The organism is Rhizobium freirei PRF 81 (assembly GCF_000359745.1).
GTDB classification, from domain to species: Bacteria; Pseudomonadota; Alphaproteobacteria; order Rhizobiales; family Rhizobiaceae; genus Rhizobium; species Rhizobium freirei.
Genome location: NZ_AQHN01000085.1, coordinates 40,284 through 52,333, shown reverse-complemented (window position 1 = coordinate 52,333; position 12,050 = coordinate 40,284). Strand labels below are relative to the sequence as shown.

General features: G+C 61.5%; 11 protein-coding genes. 6 read left to right on the top strand and 5 right to left on the bottom strand.

The features are described 5' to 3' along the window. Positions 1-51: 51 nt before the first annotated feature. A complete protein-coding gene (locus tag RHSP_RS26435) occupies positions 52-288 on the bottom strand; it encodes an Lrp/AsnC ligand binding domain-containing protein (RefSeq protein WP_004125824.1) in 237 nt (78 codons plus the stop codon). Between the two features lie 290 nt (positions 289-578). On the opposite strand from RHSP_RS26435, the gene RHSP_RS26430 reads away from it, so the two are divergent. From RHSP_RS26430 to RHSP_RS26420, 3 genes are all read left to right on the top strand, one after another. Continuing rightward, on the top strand, positions 579-1,862 hold the full coding sequence (locus RHSP_RS26430; RefSeq protein WP_004125821.1) for an NAD(P)/FAD-dependent oxidoreductase: 1,284 nt from the start codon (positions 579-581) through the stop codon (positions 1,860-1,862). A 31-nt stretch (positions 1,863-1,893) separates the two neighbouring features. After that, positions 1,894-3,429, top strand: coding sequence for an L-piperidine-6-carboxylate dehydrogenase (gene amaB / locus RHSP_RS26425; RefSeq protein WP_004125818.1), 1,536 nt, complete (start codon positions 1,894-1,896; stop codon positions 3,427-3,429). A gap of 81 nt (positions 3,430-3,510) precedes the next feature. Next, positions 3,511-4,500 carry an Ldh family oxidoreductase gene (locus RHSP_RS26420; protein WP_004125816.1) on the top strand — a complete coding sequence of 330 codons (990 nt, stop codon included), beginning with the start codon at positions 3,511-3,513 and terminating at the stop codon, positions 4,498-4,500. Between the two features lie 231 nt (positions 4,501-4,731). On the opposite strand, the gene RHSP_RS26415 is transcribed toward RHSP_RS26420, so the two are convergent. The 4 genes from RHSP_RS26415 to RHSP_RS26400 form a co-directional block, all read right to left on the bottom strand. Further along, positions 4,732-6,048: a glucoamylase family protein gene (locus RHSP_RS26415; protein ID WP_004125814.1), complete on the bottom strand. Its 1,317-nt coding sequence runs from the start codon at positions 6,046-6,048 to the stop codon at positions 4,732-4,734. 256 nt (positions 6,049-6,304) lie between these two features. Further along, on the bottom strand, positions 6,305-6,868 hold the full coding sequence (locus RHSP_RS26410) for a TetR/AcrR family transcriptional regulator (protein WP_004125811.1): 564 nt from the start codon (positions 6,866-6,868) through the stop codon (positions 6,305-6,307). Between the two features lies 1 nt (position 6,869). Then, on the bottom strand, positions 6,870-7,334 hold the full coding sequence (locus tag RHSP_RS26405) for a nuclear transport factor 2 family protein (RefSeq protein WP_004125809.1): 465 nt from the start codon (positions 7,332-7,334) through the stop codon (positions 6,870-6,872). Between the two features lie 85 nt (positions 7,335-7,419). Then, a complete protein-coding gene (locus RHSP_RS26400) occupies positions 7,420-8,283 on the bottom strand; it encodes a DMT family transporter (RefSeq protein WP_004125807.1) in 864 nt (287 codons plus the stop codon). Between the two features lie 107 nt (positions 8,284-8,390). Between RHSP_RS26400 and RHSP_RS26395 the strand changes: the two genes are divergently transcribed. The 3 genes from RHSP_RS26395 (at position 8,391) to RHSP_RS26385 (ending at position 11,987) form a co-directional block, all read left to right on the top strand. Beyond that, positions 8,391-9,800 (top strand): aminotransferase-like domain-containing protein, encoded by a 1,410-nt coding sequence (locus RHSP_RS26395; protein WP_037154726.1) that lies wholly within the window; start codon positions 8,391-8,393, stop codon positions 9,798-9,800. Between the two features lie 157 nt (positions 9,801-9,957). Then, complete coding sequence (locus RHSP_RS26390; protein ID WP_004125805.1) at positions 9,958-10,614, top strand: response regulator transcription factor; 657 nt, start codon at positions 9,958-9,960, stop codon at positions 10,612-10,614. Further along, positions 10,611-11,987: a sensor histidine kinase gene (locus tag RHSP_RS26385; RefSeq protein ID WP_004125802.1), complete on the top strand. Its 1,377-nt coding sequence runs from the start codon at positions 10,611-10,613 to the stop codon at positions 11,985-11,987. Before RHSP_RS26390 ends, RHSP_RS26385 begins: the two co-directional genes overlap by 4 nt. Positions 11,988-12,050 lie beyond the last annotated feature (63 nt).

Below are 12,050 nucleotides of genomic sequence, written 5' to 3'. Positions count from 1 at the left end.
TGTATTCGAATGTCCTTAGACGGCGATGCGCCAACCCTAAGTCCGGATCGCTCAGAACGCTCGGAAGGTCAGCGTCGTCAGCGAGCGGATGATGCCGGGGATATTGGCGATATGGTCGTTGATGAACTTGCCGATATCCTGCTCTTCGGCGATGTAGACCTTCATCAGCAGGTCGTATTCGCCGCTGGTGGAATAGAGTTCCGATACCAGCTCCGTCTGGTAGATTGCGTCGGCGACTTCGTAGGTCTTGCCGGGGGCACATTGGAGCTGAACGAAAATGGGCTTCATGAGATTGTCCTGATTCTGTCGGCGACCGCGATGGCGGCCAGCGTTTCTCTATAATGGTCGAAAGCCCCGTGGCCATGCAAGTTTTTCTCCAGAGCCGGATGTTTTTTGGTCTGTTCGACCTGAAATCCGAATCCGCTCTGGAACCAAAGACGTGGAGCCTGATGTCGTCCGAAAACTGATCACACTTTTCGGCATCATGCTCTGTCCACCGGATGTCGTTCTTCCCGCTTTCGCAATGGCAAGCGTGACGCTAGATTACGCCGATTGCCTCTGTCGATTGGACCGATTTCATGCTGAATGATCCCCGTTCCCACGGTCTCTGGGAAAAGACTGCCCCGCAACCGCCAGCGACGAAGCCGCTCTCAGGTCAAGTTGCTGCCGATGTCGTCGTAGTCGGCGGCGGTTATACCGGATTGTCGTCAGCGCTGCATCTTGCCGAAGCAGGCAGCAGCGTCGTGTTGCTGGAGGCCAATGAGATCGGCTTTGGCGGGGCGGGGCGCAATGTCGGCCTGATCAATGCCGGCATGTGGGTGATGCCGGACGATCTGCCGGGCGAGCTTGGCGCCGTTCATGGCGAGCGGCTCCTCGAGCTTCTCGGCAATGCACCGAAGCTGGTGATGGAGCTGATCGATAAGCATGGCATCGCCTGCGAACTCGAGCGCAACGGTACGCTGCACTGCGCCGTCGGGCCGCAGGGCTTGAAGGAGATCGAGGAGCGCGCTCGTCAATGGAGCAAGCGCGGTGCGCCGGTGACGGTGCTCGATGCGCGGGAGACGGAGCGCCGCGTCGGTAGTTCCGCCTATGCCGGCGCCCTGCTCGACATGCGCGCCGGCACGCTGCAGCCGCTCGCCTATGCGCGCGGTCTCGCCCATGCCGTGGTCAAGGCCGGCGTCGCCGTTCACACCGGCAGCCGTGTGATAGCAACGGAAAAGAGCGGCACGAAATGGATCGTATCCACCGCCGGCGGCAAGGTCAGCGCCAATTGGATCATCGTCGCGACGGACGCATACAGCACCGGCCCCTGGGAGCAGGTGCGAAACGAACAGGTGCATTTGCCCTACTTCAATTTTGCCACCGTGCCGCTCGGCGATAACCTCAGCAAATCGGTGCTGCCGGGCCGCGAGGGGGCCTGGGATACCAAGGAGGTTCTGTCGTCCTTCCGCATGGATCAGGCCGGCCGGCTCGTTTTCGGCAGCGTCGGCGCGTTGCGCAATACTGGCCTTGCCGTGCACAAGAGCTGGGCTCGCCGCTCCTTGAGGAAGCTTTTCCCGCAGCTCGGTGACATTCCCTTCGAATGCGAGTGGTACGGCAAGATCGGCATGACCGACAATGCGCTGCCGCGCTTCCACAAGTTTGCGCCCAATGTCGTCGGCTTTTCCGGCTATAATGGCCGCGGCATCGCGCCGGGCACCGTTTTCGGCAAGGTGCTTGCCGGTCACATCCTCGGGCACATCTCGGAAGCCGATCTGCCGCTGCCGGTGACCGATATCATCGAGCCAAGCTTCAGGACGGTTAAGGAAATGTGGTACGAGGCCGGCGCTCAGGCTGCGCATTTCGTCGGCGCCAGGGTCTAAAAGAATAATCGAGCCAGGAGGAGGAAACGAGATGACCGCGACACTCGATCTTGCCGCTGAAACCAAGGCGATATTGACGGAACTCGGCGTTTCGGCCGATCGCTATACGGGCGGAACGCTCTCCGTCACCTCGCCGGTGACCGGTGCCGAGATCGGCCGGCTCAAGGAGCATTCGACCGCCGAGGCGAAGGCTGCGATCGAGAGGGCGCACGAGGCGTTTCTCTCTTGGCGCAACGTGCCTGCGCCGAAGCGCGGCGAGCTGATACGCCTGCTCGGCGAGGAGCTGCGGGCCGGCAAAGCGGCGCTCGGGCGCCTGGTTTCCGTCGAAGTCGGCAAGATTACCTCCGAAGGCCTCGGCGAAGTGCAGGAGATGATCGACATCTGCGATTTCGCTGTGGGACTTTCGCGCCAGCTCTATGGCCTCACCATCGCCACCGAGCGCTCGGAACATCGGATGATGGAAAGCTGGCATCCGCTGGGGGCGATCGGCATCATCTCGGCTTTCAATTTCCCCGTTGCCGTTTGGTCCTGGAACGCAGCGCTTGCCATGGTTTGCGGCAATTCCACCATTTGGAAGCCGTCGGAAAAGACGCCGCTGACGGCGCTTGCCGTGCAGGCTCTGTTCGAAAAGGCGCTGAGGCGCTACGTCGCCGAGGGCGGCGAAGCACCCGCCAATCTTTCGACGCTCTTGATCGGCGGCCGCGATCTCGGCGAGCTTTTAGTCGACCATCCGCAGGTGCCGCTGGTGTCGGCGACAGGATCGACGGCCATGGGCCGGGCCGTCGGCCCGCGGCTGGCCGGCCGTTTCGCCCGCGCCATCCTCGAGCTTGGCGGCAACAATGCCGCCATCGTCTGCCCGACGGCCGATCTCGATCTCACTTTGCGGGGCGTTGCCTTTTCCGCAATGGGCACTGCCGGGCAGAGGTGCACGACGCTGCGCCGCCTCTTCGTTCATGAAAGCGTCTACGACCAGCTCATACCGCGCCTGCAGAAGGCCTATGGTTCGGTCACGATCGGCAATCCCCTTGAAGCGGGAACCCTCGTCGGTCCGCTGATCGACAAGCAGGCTTTTGATCGGATGCAGTCCGTCCTTGCTGCTGCGAAGGCAGCTGGTGGCAAGGTCACTGGCGGCGAGCGCGTCGAAAACGGCTCTACCGACGCCTTCTACGTTCGCCCGGCTCTGGTCGAAATGCCCGAGCAGACCGGCCCGGTCGAGCAGGAAACCTTTGCGCCGATCCTTTACGTGATGAAGTACGGCGATTTCGACAGGGCGCTGGCGCTGCATAATGCCGTGCCGCAGGGCCTGTCATCCTCGATCTTCACCAACGACATGCGTGAGGCCGAGCTGTTCGTGTCGGCCCGCGGCTCGGATTGCGGCATCGCCAATGTCAATCTCGGCCCCTCCGGCGCCGAGATCGGCGGTGCTTTCGGTGGCGAGAAGGAAACCGGCGGCGGCCGCGAATCCGGGTCGGATGCCTGGAAGGCCTATATGCGCCGGGCGACCAACACCATCAACTACGGCCGCACCTTGCCCTTGGCACAAGGCGTCAAGTTCGACGTGGAATAATAGCACTTTGCTGCATTGCGATGAGGCGGTTGAAGGCGTAGAAAACCTTTATCCGCCTCATCTTTTTCAAGGTCTCCTCTCATGCACCTGTCGCTCGCCGAAGCCGAAACGCTGGTCGTGGAGGCGCTGCAGCGGAGCAAGGTTAGCGCGGAGAATGCCCGCTCCGTGGCTGTCGCGCTCGTCGCGGCGGAGGCTGCCGGGCAGGGTGGTCACGGCTTGCGCCGCGTCCCCGCCTATGCCGGCCAGGCGAAGATCGGCAAGACGGATGGCTTCGCTCAGCCGCAGCTCACTCGGCCCTTTCCGGCGGTCCTGCGCATCGATGCCGGCAATGGTTATGCCTATCCGGCTCTCGATCTCGCCGTTGCCGAACTTCCTGGCATCGCCCGCGAACAGGGGATCGCGCTTGCCGCCATCAGCCGTTCGCATCATGCGGGCGTCATGGGCCTGACGGTTGAGCGTTTTGCCGATCAAGGTCTGGTGGCGCTGATGGTTGCCAATGCGCCGGCGGCCATGGCGCCCTGGGGCGGCAAGGTGCCGGTCTTCGGCACCAATCCTATCGCTTTTGCCACGCCGCTTCCCGGCGAGGATCCGATCGTCATCGATCTGGCGCTTTCGAAAGTGGCGCGCGGCAAGGTGATGGCGGCACGACAGCAGGGCGCTCCCATTCCCGCAGACTGGGCTTTCGACCGCGAGGGAAAGCCGACCACCAGCGCCGAGGAGGCGCTTGAGGGCACGATGGTTCCCTCCGGGGATGCCAAGGGCGCGGCACTTGCTCTCATGGTCGAAATTCTGGCAGCCGGCCTCACGGGCGCCAATTACGCCTTTGAGGCCTCCTCGCTCTTCGACGACAAGGGAGCGCCGCCGGCGCTTGGCCATACGATCATCGCCATCAATCCCGCCGCAACGAGCGCCACCGACACCGCAAAGCGATTTGCGCTGCTCGCTAGCGAGATTACTCGGGATCCCAATGTCCGCTTGCCGGGCCGGCGCGGGCAGACCTCACGCCGTCTTGCGCTAACCGAGGGCATCATTGTCGAGGATGAGGTGATCGAGGCGATCAAGCGGCTCTGAGACGCTGAAGGCGATGGTCGGGTGAGTGATGTTTTTGCCGTGTTGTTAGATATGGCCCCTCACCCCAGCCCTCTCCTCGCAAGCGGGGCGAGGGAGTCACCGTGCAAAACAAGGCACCGCATGTAACCGGTCAGTTGCTTGGCTCGATCGTCCCCTCTCCCCGCCTGCGGGGAGAGGGTTACGGTGAGGGGCAAAGTGCGAGCACCGAGAGACTGACTAATGATCTTCAAATCACGCGACAGCAGGCTTTTCGTCGAGCCAGCCGCCGGTGAAGCCGGCGCGTTCAAGGCCCGTGCGAAGGATCGGCGACTGGCGCATCAGGTTCCAGATCATGCCGGTGCGGGCATTTTCGATCATCATGACGAGCAAACCTTGGTCGAGTGCGACCGAGCGGTCGTCCACCCAGCCTTCGGGGCCGGGACCTTTGACGCTCGGATTGAAGCCACCGGGGAAGCGGCCGTCGAGCAGCAGATTGGGGTAGTTGGAAAGCAGCGCCTTCGTGCCGTCGAGCGCGGCTTGACGGTCGAAGGGCAGGCAGGACAGCGGACCCCAGGGCGCGATCGTGCCGTCATCCGGTCCGAGCGGTGCGCCACGTGCGGCATAACCCAGGAGTTTCGGAGCATATCGCAGGCTATGTTTCGTGCCCGTCTGATTGGGGCCATCGCAGGCTGAAAGGCCCCAGATGTCCTTCCCATAATCGACGAAATGGTTGGGATTGCGATCCGTGTAGTCACGCTGGACTGATATTGCCGTCTGCGTATTGCGGAAATAGTCGATGCCCTTGTCGGCAACGTGCTTGTCGCGGATATCGCGGAAATCGATCCAGGCGTGGGAGAAGAGGTGAATGAACAGCGGCCCGGCATAGAGATAAGGCGTTTCCTGGAACATCATCCAGGTATAGGTCGAAGCGAATGCGTCGTAGCTCGACGACGGGATGGGGTGCGTCGGCGAGCCGAGCGCCAGCACATAGAGGAAGATCGCCTCGTCATAACCCTGATAGCGCCAGCGCAGGAAACCGCTTGCCGGCTTCCAGCCCATGCTGATCGTCGGACCCTTGTTCAGGGCCCAGTGCCAATCGCAGCGTTCGTAGAGGAACTTCGCCTGTTTGCAGATATCACGCTCGGTTTGGCTGTTGCCAGTGAAATAGGCGGCAGCCGTCAGCATGCCGATCAGAAACAAACCGCTGTCGATGGTCGAAAGCTCGCTGTTCCAGGCGCGCTTGCCGGTCTCCATATAGAGGAAGTGATAGTAGAAGCCGCGATGGCCCGTGGCGCCGCGTTCGGTGCCCTGCTGGCTGTCGGCAAGGAAATCAAGCGTGGTCAGCACGCGTTTGGCGGCGTCGGCCCGGCTGATCCAGCCGCGTTCGACGGCAACAGGGTAGCTCGACAGCGCGAAGCCGACTGCGGCGATGCTGCAATGGCTCGTCTTGATCGAAGTATCCGCCACCAGTCCGTTTTCCGGATTGGTATGAAGCATGAAATACTCGAACGCGGATCGTTGCAAGCGATCGATCAGCGCGTCGTCGGTCTCGTTTACTTGCTGCAGCATCGTCTATCCGTCTCCTCGGCCCCTGCTTCCTGCTGAACACAGGAGCTTGGATAGTTGCAAATCAAACATGGTTAATATTGCCATGCATTTATGGAGAATTGTTTAAGATCAGAGCCTTATGCACCATTCGCAGCCAATTCCCATTGTCGGCAATATGGTTTCCGGCGGTCTTCCGCCTCTTTCAGTCAGTGCGAATCATCGGTCCCGGACGGGTTTTACCATGTGAGATGCGCTGATTCGCACTGGTCGGATGGCTTTATCCGAGCGCAGTTTCCAGCCTCCGTTTCAGTCTCGCCAGGGTTCTGCCAAAAATCGTGTCGTCTCCAAGTGCCCTTGCGAGCGTCAATGCACCCTGGATGCCGATAACGGCTTCTTCAGCCAGCGTTTTCGCTTCGGGGCCGGGCAGGCCGGCTTTGACCAGAGCGCCGGCGAGCGCTTCGATCCAGCGATAGAAATAGGCCCGGATGGCGGCAGAAAAACGATCACGCGTTTCGTCCAGCGCAAAGGCGCCGATCAGGCAGATGCGGCGGCCGGAGCGGAAATAGCTGTCGGTCGTCTCCCACATGCGGGCAATGGCCGCGCGGGGCTCACCCTCTTCGAGCGGCCTGAACATCTCCGTCACGAACCAGGCGTCGATATTGGCCATGATCTCCGCCGCCATCTCCTCCTTGCCGCCGGGGAAGAAGTGATAGAGGCTGCCCTTTGACAGCCTCGTGCGGGCGGTGATGTGGCTCATCGACGCCCCCTCGTAGCCGAGCTCGCGAAAGACTTCGGCAACGAGGGCGATGGCATCGGGTTTTTCGAAAACGGTGCGTGCCATCTCAAAGGCCGAGTTCCGACAGGCCGGGATGATCGTCGGGCCGGCGGCCGAGCGGCCAGTGGAATTTCCGGTCCTCTTCCTTAATCGGCATGTCGTTGATGGAGGCGAAACGGCGCTGCATCAGGCCGTCGGCATCGAATTCCCAATTTTCGTTGCCATAGGAGCGGAACCAATGGCCGCTGTCGTCGCGCCATTCATAGGCAAAGCGCACGGCGATGCGATTGCCGTCGAAAGCCCAGAGTTCCTTGATCAGCCGGTAATCCAGCTCCCTTGCCCATTTGCGCGTGAGGAATTCGACGATTTCCTTGCGGCCGCGCGGGAATTCGGCGCGGTTCCGCCATTGGCTATCTTCCGTATAGACCCTGGAAACGCGCTCGGGATCGCGGCTGTTCCAGCCGTCTTCGGCCATGCGGACCTTGGCGATCGCAGTTTCGCGGGTGAATGGCGGGACAAGAGGGGTTGTCATGAAATGCTCCTTCTAAACCTTTTGGTCTTTAATAGACCGATCGGTTTAGAAGGTCAAGTGGCGAGGTTTTGACCCGCTCGATGGCTCAACGTGCGAATTTCCTGGCGCCGGCGACGCAGCCGACGACAGCGATCGTTACGACAAGCATGGACCAGCTGACGCTTTCCTTGAGCAGAGCGGCGGCAAGCGCAAAGCCGAAGAAGGGCTGCAGGAATTGCAGCTGGCCGACCGCTGCGATGCCGCCTTGCGCCAGCCCCCGATACCAGAAGACGAAACCGATCAGCATGCTGAAGAGCGAAACATAGGTGAGGCCGATCCATGCCGGGCCGCCGATGCCGTCGATCGTGTGCGGCATGGTGACGACGCAGAGCGCGATGGTAATCGGCAGCGACAGAACCAGCGCCCAGCAAATGACCTGCCAGCCGCCGAGCCTGCGCGACAACACCGCCCCTTCGGCATAGCCGAGCCCGCAGATGAGAACTGCCGACAGCATCAGCAGATCGCCGGTCGGCGAGGCCGACATGCCTTGGGCGAGGGCATAGCCGCTGACGAGGGCACTGCCGATCGCAGAGAATATCCAGAAGGCGGGGCGCGGCCGTTCGCCGCCGCGCAAGACGCCGAAAATGGCTGTTGCAAGCGGTAGCAAGCCGATGAAGACGATCGAATGCGCCGAGGTGACATGCTTCAGCGCCAGTGCCGTCAGCAGCGGAAAGCCGATGACGCAGCCGAGCGAAACGATCGCCAAGGAGACGATATCGCTGCGGGCCGGGCACTTTTCGCGAAAGGCGAGCAGCAGGACAAGGCCCAGCAGACCGGCGATCACGGCGCGGGCGACGGTCAGGAACAGCGGATCGAAATCCATGACGGCCACCCGCGTCGCCGGCAGCGATCCACTGAAAATCACCACCCCGGTCAGTCCGTAGATCCATCCTGTCGTCGTCTTGTCCATTGCGCACGCTCCTTCTGCCTCACGCGGTATCGGAGAGTTTGTCTGGCCAGACCAGAGACAGTGCAGTACAATTCGTGCAAACTGTTATGGTGAGAGGGGCAGTACGGATGGACGATCTGTCGGTGACGAGCGCCGTCGGCGGCACACGTATCGAAGGGGTCATGGCGGCGATTTCCGATCGCATCGCCACCCGCAGCCTGATGCCTGGCGCGCGGCTGCCGTCCGTGCGCAGCTTTGCCAGGACGATGCAGGTATCGGTCTCCACTGTGGTCGAGGCCTATGAGCGGCTTGCCGCCGAGGGCGTGATCCGCTCCCGGCCGGGCTCGGGATTTTATGTATGCGGTCCGCTGCCGCCGCTGTTGTTGTCCGAGGCCGGTGCTAGTTCGGATCGCAACGTCGATCCGCTATGGATCTCCAGGCAATCGCTCGAGGTGGGCGATGATGTATTGAAGCCCGGCTGCGGCTGGCTTCCGCCATCCTGGTTCCCGCAGGCGGCATTGCGCCGGGCGATGCGGACGCTGGCACGCGGGGATATGGGGGCACTGGCCAATTACGGAACGCCGCTCGGCCTGCCGCCGCTGCGGCAGCTGCTCGCCAGGCGTTTGGCCGAGCACGGCATCACCGTGCCGCCGGACCAGATTCTGCTCACGGAGTCCGGCACGCAGGCGATCGATCTGCTTTGCCGCTTCCTGCTCGAGCCCGGCGATACCGTGCTGGTGGACGACCCGTGCTATTTCAATTTCCATGCGCTGCTGCGTGCGCATCGGGCCAACGTCGTCACCGTGCCGTTCACGCCGAACGGACCGGATGTCGAGCTGTTCGGCAAGGCGCTCGAACGGCACAAACCCCGGCTCTACATCACCAATTCAGCCATTCACAATCCAACGGGCGCCGTGCTCTCGCCGGTGACGGCGCACCGTCTGCTGAAGCTGGCGGATGCTTCCGGGCTGATCATCATCGAAGACGATATTTTCGCCGATTTCGAGGATGTGCCGGCGCCGCGGCTTGCCGCCTATGACGGGCTCGACCGGGTGATCCATATCGGCAGCTTTTCCAAGACGCTTTCAGCCTCGGTGCGTTGCGGCTTCATCGCGGCGCGGCGAGACTGGATCGACGGGCTCGTCGATCTCAAGGTCGCAAGCAGCTTCAGTTGCGGACAATTGTCGGCGGAGCTCGTCTATCTCTCGCTGAAGGACGGAAGCTATCGCAAGCATATGGAGGCGCTGCGCGCGCGGCTCGCCAGGACCATGGGCGAAGTGGCCGCTAGGCTGGAAGCCATCGGCATCGTTCCCTGGCTGAAGCCGCAGGCCGGCATGTTTCTCTGGTGTCGCTTGCCCGAGTGCGTGAATGCCGCCGATGTCGCCCGCGCCTGCCTAGCCGAAGGCATCATCCTCGCTCCGGGCAATGTCTTCAGCATGGCTGAAGAGGCCGGCAGCTTCATGCGCTTCAACGTTGCGCAATCCACCGACGCCCGTATCTTCGGCGTGTTGGAGGCATCCATGCGACGGCTGCGCTAGCCGTCTTGGGCGACCGAACAACGATCGCGGCCCGCTATGTTTCGCGATCCTGGGGCGGCGCTCTTGCCATGCGGAATTGATCCGTCATAGCTTTGCCACAAGGCCGCTCCAATTGCGGCCGCTCAATAATAGAATTTTCGACTGAATGGGGTCGATCGTGCGCGTTTTGCTTGTTGAAGACGACAATATCCTCGGATCGTCGCTAAAAAAGGCCCTGGAGAAGCATGCCTATGGCGTCGACTGGATGCGCGACGGCGAATCCGGCCTCGAAGCTGCCGAGCATTCGCATTTCGCGGCCGTCGTTCTCGATATCAATCTGCCGCGGCTCGGCGGCATGGAGGTTCTGCGCCGCATCCGCCAGCGCGGCAATTCCGTGCCGATCCTGTTGCTGACGGCGCTCGATTCCGTGCGCCAGAAGGTCGAGGGTCTCGATGAGGGCGCGGACGATTATATGGTCAAGCCGTTCGATCTCGATGAATTGCTGGCGCGCCTGCGCGCGCTCATTCGCCGGCGGGATGGCCGCACCGAAAGCGTCATCCGTTGCGGCGACGTGGAGGTCGATCCCTCCGCCATGGTCGCGCGCAAGGGCAGTGCGCAGGTGCATACGACGGCCAAGGAGTTCCATCTTTTGAAGCTCCTGATGGAGCGCAGCGGCCGCTATGTCACGAAGAACGATATTGAATACGCGCTCTACGACGCCGAAAATACCGTCGAGAGCAACACGATCGAAGTAACCATCTACAATCTTAGAAAGAAGCTCGGCACCGATTTCATCAAATCGATCCGCGGCGTCGGGTATATGATCGAGCGATGAACAATTCCACGCTCACTCGCAAGCTGTTTCTCCGCATTGCGCCGGTCGTGGTGGTGACGATCGTCGTGATCGGCGCTTTTGCCTTCAGCAGCGCGACGCGGGAAATCAACAATATCTATGATGCCCAGCTGATCGACGACGCCAATGTGATCTGGAGCCTGCTGCGCCGCCCCCTGGAAAAGACGCCAGGGCATGCGGCAAAGCAGATCGACGACATCGACTTCAACATGGACAATCAGTTGGCCTTCAATGAAGACGCCGACGATTATGCCGATGCGCACATGTTCCGCGCCTGGGTCGACGGCAGTATCCGCTTTTACAGCAGCACGGCTTTCCTTTCCGATGTCCCGCAGCAGAAGGTGGGGTTCACGACACTGACCTATGGCGGTGAGGACTGGCGCATCTATTCGCTGCCGATCCCGAACTCGACCATCGTGATAGAGCTAGGGGAAAAGATCGAGCTTCGCGAAACGCTTGTCTCCAATATTCTGCTCAATCTGTTCTTTCCGCTGCTGATACTCGTGCCGGTCATCGGCTTTCTGATCTGGCTCGGCATCAACAGCGGCCTGCGCACGATTCATGGCTTGGTGCGGCAGATCCGCACTCGCTCGCCCGACGATCTCTCGGCCATTCCCGTAGAAAGCCTGCCGCGCGACCTCCTGCCGCTCGGCCGTTCGATCAATCAGCTGCTGGAGAAGCTTGCCCGCTCGCTGACGCTTGAGCGCCGTTTTTCAGACCTCGCCGCGCATCAGCTGCGTACGCCGCAGGCCAGCGTGAAACTGCTGCTGCAGATGCTCGGAAACAGCGACAACGAGAGTGAACGGCAGGCGATCATCGCCGACCTCGTCGCCAGCAACAACCAGGCCACGCATCTGATAGAGCAGCTGCTGCAGCTGGCAAGGGTGAGCCATCACCCGCTCAATCCAACGCCGGTGACACTTTATCATCTGGTGGCGTCGGTGCTGGCCGAATTCGGCAATATCATCACCAATCGTGAGCTCGACATCGTGCTGGAAGGCGACCAGACGGTTCAGGTCAAGACCGATGAATCGCTGATGCGCATGCTGATCAACAATCTTCTGGACAATGCCATCAAATACACGCCCGTCGGAGGGGAGATCCGGGTTTCGATCACCTCCGAAGATGGCGTCGGCCAGATTTCGATCAGCGACAGCGGGCCGGGCATCCCTCCGCATGAGCGGGATGCGGTGTTCCAGCGATTCTACAGGCTCAACACGCTTCATACCGAAGGTGCAGGCCTCGGTCTTGCCATCGTCGCCGATACGGCAGACCGCCTGTCGGCTACCGTAAAGCTCTCCACGCCGCGGTGGAGCAAGGGTCTGCAGGTAGACCTGAGATTGCTGGCGGGCTGAAAATCAACTTCGCAGCGCTTTTCATTTTCGCTTCATTTTCCCCTCATGCACGGCTCATCCGAG

Bases quoted from the DNA above. Each gene is read 5' to 3' on its own strand.
- RHSP_RS26435 (WP_004125824.1), bottom strand. From the start codon at position 288: ATGAAGCCCATTTTCGTTCAGCTCCAATGTGCCCCCGGCAAGACCTAC.
- RHSP_RS26430 (WP_004125821.1), top strand. From the start codon at position 579: ATGCTGAATGATCCCCGTTCCCACGGTCTCTGGGAAAAGACTGCCCCG.
- amaB (WP_004125818.1), top strand. From the start codon at position 1,894: ATGACCGCGACACTCGATCTTGCCGCTGAAACCAAGGCGATATTGACG.
- RHSP_RS26420 (WP_004125816.1), top strand. From the start codon at position 3,511: ATGCACCTGTCGCTCGCCGAAGCCGAAACGCTGGTCGTGGAGGCGCTG.
- RHSP_RS26415 (WP_004125814.1), bottom strand. From the start codon at position 6,048: ATGCTGCAGCAAGTAAACGAGACCGACGACGCGCTGATCGATCGCTTG.
- RHSP_RS26410 (WP_004125811.1), bottom strand. From the start codon at position 6,868: ATGGCACGCACCGTTTTCGAAAAACCCGATGCCATCGCCCTCGTTGCC.
- RHSP_RS26405 (WP_004125809.1), bottom strand. From the start codon at position 7,334: ATGACAACCCCTCTTGTCCCGCCATTCACCCGCGAAACTGCGATCGCC.
- RHSP_RS26400 (WP_004125807.1), bottom strand. From the start codon at position 8,283: ATGGACAAGACGACGACAGGATGGATCTACGGACTGACCGGGGTGGTG.
- RHSP_RS26395 (WP_037154726.1), top strand. From the start codon at position 8,391: ATGGACGATCTGTCGGTGACGAGCGCCGTCGGCGGCACACGTATCGAA.
- RHSP_RS26385 (WP_004125802.1), top strand. From the start codon at position 10,611: ATGAACAATTCCACGCTCACTCGCAAGCTGTTTCTCCGCATTGCGCCG.